The sequence below is a fragment of the Micromonospora sp. WMMD975 genome, assembly GCF_029581215.1.
Classification (GTDB): domain Bacteria; phylum Actinomycetota; class Actinomycetes; order Mycobacteriales; family Micromonosporaceae; genus Micromonospora.
In genome coordinates this window covers 4,511,195-4,527,252 of record NZ_CP120739.1, presented here as the reverse complement: position 1 = coordinate 4,527,252, position 16,058 = coordinate 4,511,195, and the positions used below count along the sequence as shown (strand labels likewise).

9 protein-coding genes and 2 pseudogenes are annotated in these 16,058 nt (G+C 72.2%); 6 read left to right on the top strand and 5 right to left on the bottom strand.

Going from position 1 to position 16,058, the window contains the following annotated elements; all coding sequences use genetic code 11:
* Nucleotides 1-414, top strand: a complete 414-nt coding sequence (locus tag O7613_RS19790) for an Asp23/Gls24 family envelope stress response protein (protein WP_281586950.1) — start codon at nt 1-3, stop codon at nt 412-414.
* A 771-nt stretch (nt 415-1,185) separates the two neighbouring features.
* Here O7613_RS19790 and O7613_RS19785 read toward each other — a convergent pair.
* Nucleotides 1,186-1,602 carry a winged helix-turn-helix domain-containing protein gene (locus O7613_RS19785; protein ID WP_282289555.1) on the bottom strand — a complete coding sequence of 139 codons (417 nt, stop codon included), beginning with the start codon at nt 1,600-1,602 and terminating at the stop codon, nt 1,186-1,188.
* A gap of 272 nt (nt 1,603-1,874) precedes the next feature.
* On the opposite strand from O7613_RS19785, the gene O7613_RS19780 reads away from it, so the two are divergent.
* The 4 genes from O7613_RS19780 to O7613_RS19765 all read left to right on the top strand — a co-directional run bounded on the left by O7613_RS19780 (nt 1,875) and on the right by O7613_RS19765 (nt 6,139).
* Nucleotides 1,875-2,138 (top strand): hypothetical protein, encoded by a 264-nt coding sequence (locus O7613_RS19780; protein ID WP_281586952.1) that lies wholly within the window; start codon nt 1,875-1,877, stop codon nt 2,136-2,138.
* Nucleotides 2,139-2,210: 72 nt separating this feature from the next.
* The gene (locus O7613_RS19775; RefSeq protein WP_281586953.1) at nt 2,211-3,899 is read left to right on the top strand and encodes a methylmalonyl-CoA mutase family protein; all 1,689 of its coding nucleotides are present in this window, start codon (nt 2,211-2,213) and stop codon (nt 3,897-3,899) included.
* Nucleotides 3,900-4,037: 138 nt separating this feature from the next.
* On the top strand, nt 4,038-4,955 hold the full coding sequence (locus tag O7613_RS19770; RefSeq protein WP_282289554.1) for a tetratricopeptide repeat protein: 918 nt from the start codon (nt 4,038-4,040) through the stop codon (nt 4,953-4,955).
* A gap of 65 nt (nt 4,956-5,020) precedes the next feature.
* On the top strand, nt 5,021-6,139 hold the full coding sequence (locus tag O7613_RS19765) for an arginase family protein (RefSeq protein ID WP_281586955.1): 1,119 nt from the start codon (nt 5,021-5,023) through the stop codon (nt 6,137-6,139).
* Nucleotides 6,140-6,269: 130 nt separating this feature from the next.
* Here the strand turns inward: O7613_RS19765 and O7613_RS19760 are convergent, their stop codons facing one another.
* Entirely contained in the window at nt 6,270-8,231 is a 1,962-nt protein-coding gene (locus tag O7613_RS19760) for a penicillin-binding transpeptidase domain-containing protein (protein WP_282289553.1), read from the bottom strand.
* Nucleotides 8,232-8,517: 286 nt separating this feature from the next.
* Here O7613_RS19760 and O7613_RS19755 point away from each other — a divergent pair, with 286 nt between their 5' ends.
* Nucleotides 8,518-13,581, top strand: a complete 5,064-nt coding sequence (locus O7613_RS19755; protein WP_282289552.1) for an NAD-glutamate dehydrogenase — start codon at nt 8,518-8,520, stop codon at nt 13,579-13,581.
* Between the two features lie 78 nt (nt 13,582-13,659).
* On the opposite strand, the pseudogene O7613_RS19750 reads toward O7613_RS19755, so the two are convergent.
* From O7613_RS19750 to O7613_RS19740, 3 genes and pseudogenes are all read right to left on the bottom strand, one after another.
* A pseudogene (locus tag O7613_RS19750) lies at nt 13,660-14,127 on the bottom strand (class F sortase); the annotation flags it as partial.
* A gap of 408 nt (nt 14,128-14,535) precedes the next feature.
* A pseudogene (locus O7613_RS19745) lies at nt 14,536-14,706 on the bottom strand (class F sortase); the annotation flags it as partial.
* On the bottom strand, nt 14,693-15,787 hold the full coding sequence (locus O7613_RS19740) for a hypothetical protein (RefSeq protein WP_282289551.1): 1,095 nt from the start codon (nt 15,785-15,787) through the stop codon (nt 14,693-14,695). The gene O7613_RS19740 and the pseudogene O7613_RS19745, both read right to left, overlap by 14 nt.
* Nucleotides 15,788-16,058: the final 271 nt, after the last annotated feature.

Below are 16,058 nucleotides of genomic sequence, written 5' to 3'. Positions count from 1 at the left end.
GTGGAGCACGAGGCTACGCAGGAGCTGTCGATGACGCCGGACGCGACGGCGGGCGGGACGACGCACGTCGCCGACGAGGTGGTGGAGAAGATCGCGGTGGCCGCCGCGAAGTCGGTCCCCGGCGTGGCCGAGTTGGGCGGTGACGTGGCCCGCTTCTTCAACGCCGTGTTCGACCGGGTCGGACTGGATCAGCTCGGCGACGCCCGGCGCGGCTGCTCGGCCCACGTCACCAACGGCGCGGCCGTGGTCAACCTGGTCATCGTGATCGACAGCGGTCACCCGGTGCCGCAGGTCACCGACGCGGTGCGGACCGCGGTCACGTCAGCCGTCGAGGCGTACGGACTGCGCGTCGACGAGATCAACATCCGGGTGGACGACGTGGCGATCGGCGACCCGGGCGCATCAGTGCGCTGACCGCGAGTGGGCGTACGTCGCCTGCAAACTTGATGGCAAAAGTGGGTCACCCACCCAGCCCGGCGATGATCAACACCATTACGCCGAAGTGGCGGTATCGCGCCGGCCGGGATACCGCCACTTCGGCGTAATGCCGGACGGGTGCTCGCCGGAAGCCACCACTTCGGCGAACCGGCGTGGCCGGTGGCGTTCCGATCCCGTGACTCGGGTACGTGCCGCACGGACGCCAGCCAGATCGGCCCGTCCACGCCCGCGCTCCGCGTCGCGGCCTGACCCGGAGCCGGCCCCAGCTGCTGTGGACGCTCGCCCGTCCACGTCTGTCCACGCCCGCACTTCGCGTCGCGGCCGGACCCGGAGCCGGCCCCGGCTGCTGTGGACGCTCGCCCGTCCGCCTGGATCACGTGGTTCGGGTGCACCTGATGTCGCTCCACCAAAGATGCCCCCAACCTGGCCCTCTCCCCCCTCCACCGCCCTCGCGAGCGGTGGGTGGAACGTTATGGACGTCAAGCGGGCGCGGAGACGTCCATACCGTTCCACCCACCCGGCCGGAGCGCTACGAGTGGAACGGCATGGACGTCAAACGCCCGGCCCGTCGCCGGTATCGGACCCGCCCCGCCCTGACGAGCCGGGATCCTGGCATACGCCCTGACCCACCCGAGACACGCCGCCGCTCGACCGCCCTGCGCGGGCCGGCGAGGAAGCGCGCCTCGCCCCGGCGTCGGCGGAGGACGTGACCTGTGCGCGCACGCCGGAGCGGACTGCCGGATCGGGTCAGGCGTTCGGCGGGCGGGTCAGCTCCACCTCGTCGCCCGGTAGCAGCTCCACGTCGCCCGTCGGGCCGTGGACCTCCAGGATCGGCACGCCCTCGTCGAGCTGCAACGTGCGGCGTTCGTTGCCGGTCGGCATCCGGGCGATGACCGAGCTACCGGCCCCGAGCTCGACCCGTCGACGCTGAGGCGCCTCCCGCACCCGCGTGCCGAAGGGCCTGCTGGTGGTGACCAGCCCTTCCGACCGCAGCAACGAGATTGCCATGCGGACGGCATCGCGGCCGATCTGGTGCTCCTGGCTGAGCCGCGTCTCGCTTCCGACGTTCGCTCCGGCCGCGAGTGCGCCCGACTCGATCTGCTCTCGGAGCAGGTCGGCGAGCTGCACATAGACCGGCGTGTGCGACCGGGGATCGATAGCCATGCCGTAAGCCTTGTGCCTTCGTGGATGCGACCCAACAAGGCTTTATTGCTTTGATGGATTGTTGCTACGTTGCCCTCTTGCTATGGTCGCAGTAGCAAGGCGTGCTCGGGCGGTCGCCGGTGAACGTGACCCGTTCGTGGGCGCTTGCGGCTGAGTTGCCCTGGTGCCGTGCTGCGGACTGACGCCGCGGTGGCAGGGCGGGCGGGTCCGTCCGTGCGGGGCGGACGGGTGGACCCGCCCTTCCAGTCCACTCCACGCGAGAGGTGGCAGTGATGCGGGAACGGTTCGTCATCCATCTGCCCGTCGTCGCCGGTGACCTGGCCGGCGCGGTGCGCCTGGCCCGGGTGGTGGCCCGCTGGTCGGGGGTGCTCGCCTCGGCCGACCCGGGCGAGACCACCGTGTCGGCCGAGGACGAGCAGGGCGTACGCCATCGGGTGTTCTGTGATCGTCGGATGGTCGGCGGGCGGCGCTGCCGGCTCCGGGTCGACCACGACGGACCCTGCTCCCGGATTACCGGTCGGTACGCGTCTCCTTAGCGATCGTTCAGGATGGCGTTCTACACTCGGTGTCCGGACCAGGACCGCAGGACCCGAGGAGGAGCTCCGCGCATGGACGCTGACGAGATCGCCGCCGGCCGGGCCCGCTGGCAGGCCCGCTACGACGCCGCCCGCAAGCGCGACGCGGACTTCACCACGCTGTCCGGGCTGCCGGTCGACCCGGTTTACGGGCCGCCGGAGGGAACGGCGTACCCGGGGTTCGAGCGGATCGGCTGGCCGGGCGAGTTCCCGTACACCCGGGGGTTGCACCCGACCGGCTATCGCGGACGGGCCTGGACCATCCGGCAGTTCGCCGGCTTCGGCAACGCCCGGCAGACCAACGAGCGCTACAAGATGATCCTCGGCGCCGGAGGCGGCGGGCTCTCCGTCGCCTTCGACATGCCGACGCTGATGGGCCGCGACTCGGACGACCCGCAGTCGCTCGGTGAGGTCGGGCACTGCGGCGTGGCGGTCGACTCCGCCGCCGACATGGAGGTGCTCTTCGACGGCATCGACCTGGCCGGCGTCACCACCTCGATGACCATCTCCGGCCCGGCCGTGCCGGTCTTCTGCATGTACCTGGTGGCCGCCGAGCGGCAGGGCGCCGACCTGTCCACGCTCGACGGGACGCTTCAGACGGACATCTTCAAGGAGTACATCGCGCAGAAGGAGTGGCTCTTCGACCCCGAGCCGCACCTGCGCCTGATCGGCGACCTGATGGAATACTGCGCCGCCGAGATCCCGCGCTACAAGCCGCTCTCGGTCTCCGGCTACCACATCCGCGAGGCCGGCTCGACCGCCGCGCAGGAGTTGGCGTACACGCTCGCCGACGGGTTCGGCTACGTCGAGCTGGGCCTGTCGCGCGGGCTCGACGTCAACGTCTTCGCCCCCGGGCTCAGCTTCTTCTTCGACTCCCACCTCGACTTCTTCGAGGAGATCGCCAAGTTCCGGGCGGCCCGCCGGATCTGGGCCCGTTGGCTGCGCGACGTCTACGGCGCCACCAGCGAGAAGGCGCAGTGGCTGCGGTTCCACACCCAGACCGCCGGGGTGTCGCTGACCGCCCAGCAGCCGGTCAACAACGTGGTACGCACCGCGGTCGAGGCCCTCGCGGCGGTGCTCGGCGGCACCAACTCGCTGCACACCAACGCGCTCGACGAGACGCTCGCCCTGCCCACCGACGAGTCGGCCGAGATCGCCCTGCGGACCCAGCAGGTGCTGATGGAGGAGACCGGGGTGACGAACGTGGCCGACCCGCTCGGCGGCGCCTGGTACGTCGAGGCGCTCACCGACCGGATCGAGGCCGAGGCGGAGGAGATCTTCGCCCGGATCCGGCAGCTCGGCGGCGACGGCCCGCACCGGATCGGGCCGATGACCTCCGGCATCCTGCGTGGCATCGAGGACGGCTGGTTCACCGGGCACATCGCCGAGTCGGCGTTCGTCTACCAGCAGGCGCTGGAGAAGGGCGACAAGAAGATCGTCGGCGTGAACTGCCACACCGGCACGGTCGCCAAGGAGCTGGAGATCCTGCGCATCTCGCACGAGGTGGAGCTGGAGCAGCGCCGGGTGCTGGCCGAACGGAAGTCGGGCCGTGACGACGCGGCGGTCACCGCCGCCGTACGCCGGATGGTGGAGGTCGGCCGGACCGGCGCCAACATGATCCCGGCGATGCTGGACGCGGTCCGCGCCGAGGCCACGCTCGGCGAGATCTGCGACGCGCTGCGCGCCGAGTGGGGCGTCTACCGCGAGCCCGCCCGCTTCTAGCGGTAAGGCGGGGGCCCTTCTTAACACACGTGTGTTAAGAAGGGCCCCCGCCTTACACCTCTGAGCAGGGGTGAGAGTCGCAACGTCGACCTCGCGGGTGAACGGTCTTCGGTGCGACACGTGCGAGACTAGACAACCATGAGCGACCCACGGATCACCTCGTCGATCTTCACCCGCGGCGCGGTCGACCTCAGCGCGCTGCGCACCCCCGCACCGGCCGACACCCCTCCCGCCACACCGACACCGGGCGGCCCGGCCGCCGGGCTGCCGGGCACACCGGCCGGCTCGGCCGCCGTGCTCGACGTGACCGAGGCGAACATCCAGTCCGAGGTGCTCGAACGCTCGCTCAGCACACCGGTCGTGGTCTTCTTCGGCGCCGCCGGCTACCCGGAGAGCGACCAGTTCGCCCCGGTGCTGGAGCGGCTGGCCGCCGAGGGCGACGGGGCGTGGCTCCTGGCCCGGGTCGACGTGCAGCAGCAGCCCCGGCTCGCGCAGATGTTCCAGCTCCAGACGCTGCCGACCACCTACGCCATCGTCGGCGGGCGGCCGGTCGACGCCTTCCCGGGCGTGGTGCCCGAGCCGCAGCTGCGGCAGTGGATCCAGGCCGTGCTCAAGGCCGCCGGCGTCACGGTCGCCGAGCCGGAGGACCCGCGGCTCGACGCGGCCGACGACGCGCTGATGAGCGGCGACCTCGACGCCGCCGAGGCGGCGTACCGGAAGATCCTCGCCGAGTCACCGGCGGACGCGGCGGCGGAAGCCGGCCTGGCCCAGGTCGGGCTGGCCCGGCGGGTGGCCGGCGCCGACCCCCAGGGTGCGCTCGACGCCGCGGCGGCCGACCCCGACGACGTGGACGCGCAACTGCTGGCCGCCGACATCGAGGTGCTCAGCGGCCTGGCCGAGCAGGCATACAAGCGACTGGTCGCCACCGTCCGCCGGACCGCCGGCGAGGAGCGGGACCGGGTACGCCAGCACCTGATCGGCCTGTTCACCATCGCCGGCCCGGACGACCCCGCCGTGGCCTCCGCCCGACGCGCCCTGGCCAGCGCCTTGTTCTGAACCCGACGTACGCCCGCGCGGGCCGGCGCGCCGCCGGCCCGCCCGACCACCGAGGACGGGAGCTCATGATGCGCCGGATCGCCGTCCTCGACGCGCCGACGAACCTCGGGCTGCGCCCGCCCACGGCCAGCTCCGTCCCCGGCTGCGGCAAGGCGCCCGGCGCGCTGCGCGACCACGGGCTGCTCGCCCGGCTGCGCGCCCGCGACGCCGGCTGTCTCACCCCGCCCCGGTACGACCCGGGCGACTGGCGCCCGGGCGACGGCGTCTGCCACGCGCCGGAGATCTCCGCGTACTCGGCGGCGCTCGCCGACCGGATCGGCGCGATCATCGACCGCGGTGAGTTCCCGCTGGTGCTCGGCGGGGACTGTTCGGTGCTGCTCGGCTCGGCGCTCGCCATGCACCGCCTCGGCGAGGCGGTCGGCGGGCGGATCGGGCTGGTCTTCGTCGACGGCCACTCCGACTTCCGGCACCCCGGCAACGCCTCGTACGTCGGCGCGGCGGCGGGGGAGGACCTGGCCCTGGTCACCGGCCGGGGGCAGTCCGACCTGGCCGCCATCGAGGGGCGACGACCCTACTTCCGGGACATCGACGTGGTGGTGCTCGGCATCCGCGCGCAGGACGAATACCGCCTCGACCTCCAGGCCGCCGGCATCACCACCCGGCCGGTGCCGGCGCTGCGTGCCGAGGGCGCGGCCCGGACCGCCCAGTGGGCGCACGAGCAGCTCGTCGACTGCGCCGGCTACTGGGTGCACATCGACGTCGACGTGCTCGACCCGGCGGTGATGCCCGCGGTCGACGCCCCCGACCCGGGCGGCATCGCCTTCGCCGAGCTGGAGATCCTGCTCGCCGGGCTGGTCGACACCCCGCACTGCCTCGGCGTCGAGTTGACCGTCTTCGACCCCGACTACGACCCGGAGGGGGCGTACGCGGCGGAGATCGTGAACACGGTGGTGGCCGGGCTCGCCCCGGTGGCCGCCCCGGGCGCCGCGCCGCCCCGGCTGCTGCCGGCCGACCCGGTCGCCCCCACGGCCCCGACGCCCCGCACGGGCAACGGCCGCCGCGCGGAGCGTGGACCGGCGGCCGTGCCCGCGCCGGCCGTCGCGACGGACCCGATCGGTCCGCCGGCGGCCCCGCCCGGGGAGGGCGACCCCACGCCGGCTCCGGCCGCCGACACCTCAGTCTGAGCGCGCCCGGGTCGTTTGGGTGCACCTGATGTCGCTGTCAGCGGGCGAGGCTGCGTTCGTCCGGCGGGCGTTGCCGCGTTCGGTCAGCGGGCGAGGCTGCGTCGTCCGGCGGGCGTCGCCGTGTGCCCGGTCAGCGGGCGAGGCCGCGCAGGAAACGCTCGGCGATCGGCACCGCGCTCGTCGTGCTGGAGCCGCCCTGCTCGACGAAGACCGCGAAGGCCACGTCGCCCTGCCAGCCGACGAACCAGGCATGGGTGTGCGCCGGGTTGTCGTCGTATTCCGCGGTGCCGGTCTTGCCGTGCACCGGCTCGCCCGGCACGTCCGCCAGCGCGGCGGCGGTGCCGCCGGTGACCACGCCGCGCATCATCGTCTTGAGCGCGGCGACGGACTCCGGCTTGAGCGGCGGGCCGGCCGGCGCGAGCTTGCCCGGCGCTGGATCGACAAGCAGTTGCGGCTGCTGGAAGTTGCCCCGCGCCACGGCCGCGGTGGCGCCGGCCATGGCCAGCGGGCTGACCACAGTGGTGCCCTGGCCGATGGCGGCGGCGGCCTGCTCGGTGGGGCCGCCGTTCGCGGAGATCTTGCCGGTGAACACGTCCGCGCCGAGGTTCCAGTCGGCCTCCAGGCCGAGCGTACGGCCGGCCTGGGCGAGCCCGTCCGCGCCGAGCTGCGGGGCGAGCGAGGTGAAGGCGGTGTTGCAGGACTTGGCGAAGTCGGTGGCGAACGGCACCTTGCCCAGCGCGAAGTTGTCCGAGTTCTTGAAGATCCGGCCGTCGACCTCGGCGGTCTTCGGGCAGTCGACGGTGGTCTGCGGCGTCACCGCGCCCCGGTCGAGCAGGCCGAGCGCGCTGACCATCTTGAACGTCGAGCCGGGCGGCACCTGCGCGGTGAAGGCCAGGTTCTCGCCGGCGGCGCCGGGGCCGTTGGCGGCCGCCAGCACCGTCCCGTCGCTGATCCGCACCGCGACCAGGGCCGAGCGCCGCTTCTGGCCCCGCAACGCGGTGTCGGCGGCGTTCTGGGTGGCCACGTCCAGCGTGGTCTTCACCGGCTGCCCGGGCTTCGACGGGCTGCGGAACACCTCGGTGCCGGTGGGCTCGGTGGCGCCCTCCGCCGCCGGCCGTTCGGTGATCACGGTGACGCCGGGCGTGCCGCGCAGCCGTTCGTCGTAGCGGCCCTGCAGACCGCCGTGGCCGACCAGGTCGCCGCGCGCGTACCGGTCGGGGTGGGCCTCAAGGTCGTCGGCCTGCGCCGGGTCGACGGAGCCGAGCAGCGCCCGGGCGAACTCCCGGGTCGGGGCCAGCATGAGCGTGTCGGTGGGGAACCGGGTGCCGGGCAGATCGTAGATGCGGGGCTTGATCTGCCGGTATGCCTCGTCGCGCAGGGTGACCACCTCGACGAGCGCGTCCCGGTCCGCCTCCTTGAGGCGTTTGGGCAGGTCGCTGACGTCGACCGGAGGATCGAGCGCGGGCCGGATCGCCTTGAAGGCGGCGTCGAGTTTACGCGCCAGCCCGGGCGCGTCGGTGACCTCGCCGGCCGCGACCTGCACCCGGACCACCGGTCGGGGCGCGACGATCGGCTCGCCGGCGGCGTCCAGCACCGCGGCGCGCCCCGCCGACTCCCGGCGCAACGCGAGGTGGTCGCCGTCGGTCAGCTTCTCGTGCACCACGGCCGGCTCCCAGATCACCTGCCACTGGTCACCGCCGCCCTTGAGGCGTACCGGATTCTCGTAGGCCCAGCGGGCGCCGCCCGGCAGCGCCCAGGTCAGCCGGACGCGGGCGGTGGCGATGTCGCGGGCGACCTTGATGTCGCCGGTGCGTTCCAGGTCGGGCGGGGCGGCGGCCAGATCGCCGGAGAGCGCCTTGATCCGCTTGGTCACCTCGGCCGCCGACAGCCGTGCGCCGGTCGGCTCGATGAAGCCGACCGGTTGCAGGTCGCCCGACCGCCAGCCGCTCAGGAACGCGTCGACGACGCGCTCCGGCCCGTCCCCGTCGGAGCACCCGGTCACCGCGCCTCCGGCCAGCAGGGCGGCGACGAGCGCCGCGAGCAGCCGACGGCGGGATTTGCGGCGGGGGCGTACGGGGTACGACAGGGGCATGAAGCGGTCCCTCCGGTGCGTGCTTGACCTGCACGCTAGTACGGCGTGCGGCTCCCCACCGCCCCGCCACCGCCTCCGCGCGGCGAGAAGGGCGGTGTGACAGTGTGATGAACATCGCCAGCCGGGTATTCCGCGACCGGCCGACCACGCACCCGCAACAGGTGAAAGGGCACAGTCCCGATCCGGACGTCCGGCCAGTGGTCCGCCGACGGAAGGGCACAACGGCAGGGCCTAGGCTGGGCGGCAGAGTGACCCACAACGCGGTGGGTCGAGGGGAGTGGCACCGATGGACCGGCGTCCGGCGATCAAACCGGGACCCGACCTCCGGCAGGCTGACACCAGCCGGGACGATGACGGCTTCGATTCGGAGACCGACGGGGATGGTTTCGGCCACCTCGACACAGGAGTGACCGGGATGACCGGTTCCAGCATCGACACCCTCTACGACCTGGGCCTGCCCACGCAGGCGCTCGTCGACGAGTCGGAGGACGCCGAGCTGGACGAGCCGGTGCCCAACGCGGAGCGGCTGGTCGCCCAGGCGGTCGTGCTGGCCGGCGACGACCACGACGCGGCCACGCTCGTGGACCGTTTCTGGCGGTTCGCGCCGGACGAGGAGCTGATCGGCTTCACCGCCGAGGAGATGCTGGAGGCGGCCCGGGCGCACCGGGACCTGGCGCAGCAGCGGGTCCCGGGCGAGCTGAAGCTGCGCATCCACGAGCCGGACGCCGAGCAGCACCACACCGTGGTCGAGATCGTCACCGACGACATGCCGTTCCTGGTCGACTCCGTCACCGCGCTGCTGAACTCCCGCCACCTCGACGTACACCTGCTGGTGCACCCGCTCGTGGTGGTCCGGCGCGAGCCGCTGGGCCGGCTCACCGAGGTCTCCGCGGACGTGGAGCCGGACGACGCGATCGCCGGCGACCTGGTCGAGAGCTGGATGCGGATCGAGATCGACCCGGTCCGCGACCCGGCCGAGCGGGAGGCGCTGCGCCGCGAGCTGCAACGGGTGCTCACCGACGTGCGCGAGGCCGTCGAGGACTGGCCCAAGATGCGGCAGCGGGCGATGGCGCTCGCCGACGAGTTGGCCGCCGCGCGGACCTCGGACAACCGCCCACCGGTGCCGGAGAAGGACATCACCGACTCGGTGGAGCTGCTGCGCTGGCTCGCGCACGACCACTTCACGTTCCTCGGCTACCGGGAGTACCGCCTGGTCGACACCGACGGGGTGGACGGCGGGCAGGCCCTCGAGGCGGTCCTCGGCACCGGGCTGGGCATCCTGCGGTCCGACTCGCCGGAGGCCCGGTCGCTGGCGTCGATGACCCCGGAGGCGCACGAGCGGGTGCTGGAGAAGCGCCTGCTCATCATCACCAAGGCCAACTCGCGGGCCACCGTGCACCGGTCGGCCTACCTCGACTACATCGGTTTCAAGATCTTTGACGATGCCGGCGAGGTGGTCGGCGAGCGGCGCTTCCTGGGCCTGTTCTCCACCGCCGCCTACCGGACCAGCGTGCAGGAGCTGCCGGTGGTCCGGCGGAAGGTCGCCGAGGTGCTGGACCGCTCCGGCCTGAGCCTGCGCAGCCACTCCGGCAAGGACCTGCTCCAGATCCTGGAGACCTATCCGCGCGACGAGCTGTTCCAGATCAAGACCGACGACCTCTACCACGCGGTGATCGGCGTGCTGCGGATGGCCGGTCGCCGGCAGCTACGCGTGTTTTTGCGGCGCGACGCGTACGGGCGGTTCATCTCCTGCCTGATCTACCTGCCGCGGGACCGGTTCACCACCCAGAACCGGCTCCGCATGCAGGACATCCTGCTGCGGGAGCTGAACGGCGTCGGCGTCGACTACACCACCCGGGTCACCGAGTCGATGCTGGCGCGGGTGCACTTCATCGTCCGCACCGACCCGAACAGCCCGCCCGGGGAGATCGACGCCGACCTGCTCGCCGAGGAACTGGCCGACGCCACCCGGCTCTGGGACGACGACTACCGGCTGGTGCTGGAGCGCAAGCTCGGCGACGAGCAGGCCAAGCACCTGTTCAGCCGCTACGCCGACGCGTTCCCGGAGGGCTACAAGGACGGGCACACGCCGTACGAGGCGATGAAGGACCTGGCCAAGCTGGAACTGCTGGAGGAGCCCGGCCAGCTCGAGATGCACCTGTTCCGCAAGCAGTTGGCGCCCCGCGCCCACGCGGGCCGGGCGAACGACGCCGACGAGACGATGGACGTGCGGTTCAAGGTCTACCGGTACGGCGAGCCGATGATGCTCTCCGCCGTGCTGCCGGTGCTGCACTCACTCGGCGTGAAGGTGGTCGACGAGCACCCGTACGAGGTGGAGCGCGTCGACGGCCGGATCTGGCTCTACGACTTCGGGTTGGAGCTGCCCGAGCGGCACCAGGACCTGGCCGAGGTGCGCCCGCACGTGGAGAACGCCTTCGCCGCCGCCTGGCGGGGCGAGGCCGAGGTGGACGGCTTCAACGAGCTGGTGCTGCGCACCGGGCTCACCTGGCGGCAGGTGGTGGTGCTGCGGGCGTACGCGAAATACCTGCGGCAGGCCGGCACCGTGTTCTCCCAGGAGTACATGGAACAGACGTTCATCGCGTACCCGCGTGTCGCCGGGCTGCTGGTGCAGCTCTTCGAGACCCGGTTCGCGCCCGGCGCGGCCACGCTCGACGAGCGCCGGCAGCGCAGCGGCGACCTCGTCGACGCGATCGGCGAGGCGCTGGACGAGGTGGCCAGCCTCGACCAGGACCGGATCCTGCGCGCCTACCTGACGCTGATCCAGGCCACGCTGCGTACCAGCTTCTACCAGAGGCCGGTGGGCGGGCGGCCCAAGCCGTACGTCGCGTTCAAACTGGACCCGCAGGCCATCCCGGACCTGCCGGCGCCCCGGCCCAAGTTCGAGATCTTCGTCTACTCGCCCCGGTTCGAGGGCGTGCACCTGCGGTTCGGGCCGGTGGCCCGGGGCGGCCTGCGCTGGTCCGACCGGCGCGAGGACTTCCGTACCGAGGTGCTGGGCCTGGTCAAGGCGCAGATGGTGAAGAACGCGGTGATCGTGCCGGTCGGCGCCAAGGGCGGCTTCGTGCTCAAGCAGAAGCCGGGCGACCGGGACGAGGCGGTGGTCTGCTACAAGGAGTTCATCTCCGCGCTGCTCGACGTCACCGACAACATCGTCAGCGGCGAGATCGTGCCGCCCGAGGACGTGGTCCGGCACGACGCCGACGACCCCTACCTGGTGGTGGCGGCGGACAAGGGCACCGCGACGTTCTCCGACATCGCCAACGAGATCTCCACCGCGCACCGGTTCTGGCTCGGTGACGCGTTCGCCTCCGGCGGCTCGGCCGGCTACGACCACAAGAAGATGGGCATCACCGCCCGGGGCGCCTGGGAGTCGGTGAAGCGGCACTTCCGGGAGCTGGGGCACGACACCCAGACCCAGGACTTCACCGTGGTCGGCGTCGGCGACATGTCCGGCGACGTGTTCGGCAACGGCATGCTGCTGTCGGAGCACATCCGGTTGGTGGCCGCCTTCGACCACCGGCACATCTTCCTCGACCCGGACCCGGACGCCGCCACCTCCTACCGGGAACGCAAGCGGCTGTTCGACCTGCCCCGGTCGTCGTGGGAGGACTACGACCCGGAGCTGATCTCGGACGGCGGCGGCATCTTCCCGCGTACCGCGAAGTCGGTGCCGATCACGCCGCAGGTGCGCGCGGTGCTCGGCCTCGACGACGGCGTCACGCAGCTCAGCCCGCAGGAGCTGATGAAAGCGATCGTCACCGCGCCGGTGGACCTGTTCTGGAACGGCGGCATCGGCACCTATGTCAAGGCGTCGACGCAGACCAACGCCGAGGTCGGGGACAAGTCCAACGACGCCATCCGGGTGGACGGCAAGGGCCTGCGCTGCCGGGTGGTCGGCGAGGGCGGCAACCTGGGCTTCACCCAGCAGGGCCGGATCGAGTACGCCGCGGGCGGCGGTCGCATCTACACCGACTTCATCGACAACGCGGCCGGGGTGGACTGCTCCGACCACGAGGTGAACATCAAGATCCTGCTGAACACGGCGGTCGCCGACGGCGAGCTGGACCGGCCCGAGCGCGACGAGCTGCTGGCCCAGATGACCGACGAGGTCGCCGAGCTGGTGCTGCGGGACAACTACGACCAGGCCCGGGCGATCAACAACGCCCAGGCCCAGGCCGCCTCGCTGCTGCCGGTGCACCGACGGATGATCAACGAGCTGGAGCGGTCCGGCGCGCTGGACCGGGCGCTGGAGGCGCTGCCGCCGGACGAGGAACTGGCGGTACGCACCGAGAGCGGACTGTCCGCGCCGGAGTTCGCGGTGCTGCTCGCGTACGTGAAGATCGTGCTGGAACGGGAGATCGTCAGCGAGGGGCTGGCGGACGAGGAGTGGACGACAGACGTCCTGGTCAACTACTTCCCGACCCCGCTGCGGCAGCGTTTCGCCGACCGGATGGGCCGGCACCGGCTGCGCCGGGACATCGTCACCACGGTGCTGGTGAACGAGGCGATCAACCGGGGCGGCATCTCGTTCGTGTTCCGGGTGGTCGAGGAGACGGCCGCCTCGGCGGCGGACGTGCTGCGCGCCTACGTGGTGGTCCGCGAGGTGTTCGAACTGGGCGACCTGTGGAACGCGGTCGAAGCGCTCGACAACAAGGTGTCGCCCGAGTTGCAGACCGCCGTCTACCTGGACACCCGACGGCTGCTCGACCGCGCGGTGCGCTGGCTGGTCACCAACCGGCGCTCCCCGATCGACGTGCCGGCGGAGATCGCCCGGCTGCGCGACGGAGTGACCCAGCTCATGCCGGACCTGGAACACCTGTTCTGGGGCACCGAGCGGGAGGCGATCGCGGCGCACATCGGGTCGCTCACCGACCGAGGACTGCCGCGCGAACTGGCCGTGCGGGCGACCCGCCTGATGTACAGCTTCGGCCTGCTCGACATCGTCGAGACGGCGCAGACGACCGGCCGGGAGGTGAGCGAGGTGGCGTCGGTCTACTTCGTGCTCTCCGACCGGTTCCGGGTGGACGCCCTGCTGTCGAAGATCTCCCTGCTGCCCCGGGAGGACCGCTGGCAGACACTGGCCCGGATGGCGCTGCGCTACGACCTGTACGCCGCGCTGGCCGCGCTCACCGCGGAGGTGCTCGGCTCCACCTCGGAGAGCCTCCCGCCGGTGGAGCGGGTGCAGGAGTGGGAACAGGCCAACGCGACCTCGATCCACCGCGCGCACCGGGCGATGGGAGAGTTCGACGAGTCCCGCGCCGACCTGTCCGCGCTGTCCGTCCTGCTGCGCCAGATCCGCACCCTGGTCCGGACGTCCGCGGCGGCCTGAGGTGTAAGGCGGGGCCCCCGCTTAACGCATTCGGTAGAGGCGGGGGCCCCGCTTAACACCCGACGCGCCGGCGCCGGGTCATGCGGTCATGTGTGCGTAGACGACGATGTTGTTCAGGTAGCTGCCGGCGGCCTGGTCGAACACCCCGCCACACGTCACCACCCGCAGGCCGGGCACGGCGGACGGGCCGTAGACCTGCTCCGCCGGGAAGGCTGTCTTCGGGTACGACCGGACGTCGTCCACGGTGAAGGTGGCGGTCGAGCCGTCCTGCCGGGACACCGCGATGATGTCGCCTCGCACCAGGGCCCCGAGGCTGAAGAAGACCGCCGGGCCGAGCTTGGCGGAGTCGACGTGCCCGACGACGACGGCGTTGCCGACCTCACCGGGGCTGGCGCCGGGGGAGTACCAGGCCGCCTTCATCGCCTGGTCCAGCGGGGGCACCTGAACCGTGCCGTCCGGGTTGGTGCCGAGCGTCATGATCTCGGCGCGTACCCCGATCCGGGGGATCACGATGGTGGTGGGCACCGACCGCGCCAGTCCGGCCGGCACGCCGCCGGGCCTGCCCGGTGCGCCCGTGAGCGTCGCCGTCGGCGCAGGTCTGCCCGGCGCCGCCGCTGGTCCGTTCGGTCCCGCTGGTCGGATCGGTCCTGCGGGTCCCGTCGTGCCGTCCGGTCCTGCGGGTCCTGCGGGTCCTGCCGGTCCTGTTGTCCCGCCCGGTGCCGCCGGTCCGCCCGGTGCCGCCGGTCCGCCCGGTGCCGCCGGTCCGGTTGGTCCCTGTGTTCCGGTCGTTCCGGTTGTTCCGGTCGCTCCTGCCGGTCCTGCTGTTCCGGTCGTTCCCGGTAGCCCCGTTGGCTCCGTCGGATCCGGCGGGATCGACTCCGGCGCGGGGGCGTACCACGGTTTGTCGGCCTGGAGGATCCCATCGGTCGCCGGCTCGGCGGGGTCCGTCGTGCCGGCCTGCGCGATCGGCTGCGGCGGGGCAGGCGGCGGGACGGTGCGCACGGACGCGCCGATCAGGCCGGAGCCCACCATGGCGAGCAGGACGACGAGCGCCGTGCCGGCGGCACGCCACGGTCTCCCGTGACGGCCGCCGGCCCGGGTCGTCGTCCGATCAGACCAGGTCACTGGCCCGCCGCCGACGCAGCAGCACCAGGCCACCAAGCGCGGCGGCACCGATCATTCCGGCACCTCCGGTGGCGAGACCGCGGTTCATGCCGGTGGTGGCCATGCCGCCGTCACCGCCGTCGACCCCGCCGCGGGGCAGGACCACGAGTTCGCCCTCGCCGCAGGAGCCCGACAACTCGTACCGGCCCGGGTGGGCGTCCTCGGAGACGTGGGCCTCGCCGTAGTAGACGAAGTCCTTCCCGCGCTCCCAGCCGGCCTCGTCCCCGCCGTGCCCGTACTCGTCGCCCCCGTGTTCGTCCTTTCCGTCCTTGCCGTGTTCGTCCTTGGCGTCTTCGCCGTGGCTGTCCTTGCCGTCCTTGCCGTCCTTGCCGTTCTTACCGTCCTTGGCGTCCTTGCCGTCCTTGCCGTCCTTGGCGTGCTGGTCGTCGGCCCAGAGGGCGGCGTCCCAGCCCGGCTCTGCGGCCTGGCCGTACTCCTCCGGGCCCTCGCCGGCGGCGGCGTCGGCCATGCCGGCCCCCACCCCGCCGGGCTTCGGGTCGGCCGGCGGTTCCGGCATTCCCGCCTCGCCCGGGCCGTGCCCGTCCTTGCCCTTGTCGTCCTTGCCCTCGGGGGCCTTGCCCTTGTCGTCCTTGCCTTCGGGGCCCTTGCCGTGGTCGTCGCCGTGCCCGTCCTTGCCGTCGGGGCCCTGGTCGGCGTCCTCGGTCCAGTCGTCGCCCCGGCCGGCCCAGCCCCCGCCGTCGGCCCAGTCCCCGCCGTCGGCCCAGCCTCCGCCGTCGGCCCACTCGCCGCCGTGGTCGGCCGAGTCGCCGCCGTCGGCCCACTCGCCGTGCTCGCCGTCGCGGGCCGGGTGGAGGTCGACCTTGCCGGTCACCTTCGACCAGACGTAGGCGTGCTCCTGTGGTTCGGAGCAGATCTGGAGCAGGTCAACGGTGTCACCGGCCTTGACCACGTGCGGCTTGGCGATGACCTTGCCCTCGTTGTCGTGCCCGCCCGCGTTGGCCATGCCTGGGGTGAACGCGAGAAGGCCGGCACCGCCGAGGGCGGCACCCGCAACGACCTTCCCGAGCATCTTCTTAGCCATGAGCAGCGTCACTCCATCCCTGTTCGTCCTGAGCCCGACGTCAGTCGAGCTAAGGCCGACGTTAGACTCTTTCGCGACATATTCGGGGAAAGATTCGTTTTTAGAAGTTTGCCAATGATGCGGCTTTAGCGCATCAGAGGCCGCCCCGCACCCAACTACGCCTCCTGTGCCGCCTTGTCTCGCCTGTCGACATCAATGGGCCGAAAGGTGGGAACCTGGCCGATCCAGGTGCGAATGCGGCCCGGTGGCGCGCGGCGCGCTGGGCGTGGCG

Bases quoted from the DNA above. Each gene is read 5' to 3' on its own strand.
- O7613_RS19740 (WP_282289551.1), bottom strand. From the start codon at position 15,787: ATGGCTAAGAAGATGCTCGGGAAGGTCGTTGCGGGTGCCGCCCTCGGC.
- O7613_RS19770 (WP_282289554.1), top strand. From the start codon at position 4,038: ATGAGCGACCCACGGATCACCTCGTCGATCTTCACCCGCGGCGCGGTC.
- O7613_RS19765 (WP_281586955.1), top strand. From the start codon at position 5,021: ATGATGCGCCGGATCGCCGTCCTCGACGCGCCGACGAACCTCGGGCTG.
- O7613_RS19785 (WP_282289555.1), bottom strand. From the start codon at position 1,602: ATGGCTATCGATCCCCGGTCGCACACGCCGGTCTATGTGCAGCTCGCC.
- O7613_RS19760 (WP_282289553.1), bottom strand. From the start codon at position 8,231: ATGCCCCTGTCGTACCCCGTACGCCCCCGCCGCAAATCCCGCCGTCGG.
- O7613_RS19775 (WP_281586953.1), top strand. From the start codon at position 2,211: ATGGACGCTGACGAGATCGCCGCCGGCCGGGCCCGCTGGCAGGCCCGC.
- O7613_RS19780 (WP_281586952.1), top strand. From the start codon at position 1,875: ATGCGGGAACGGTTCGTCATCCATCTGCCCGTCGTCGCCGGTGACCTG.
- O7613_RS19755 (WP_282289552.1), top strand. From the start codon at position 8,518: ATGGACCGGCGTCCGGCGATCAAACCGGGACCCGACCTCCGGCAGGCT.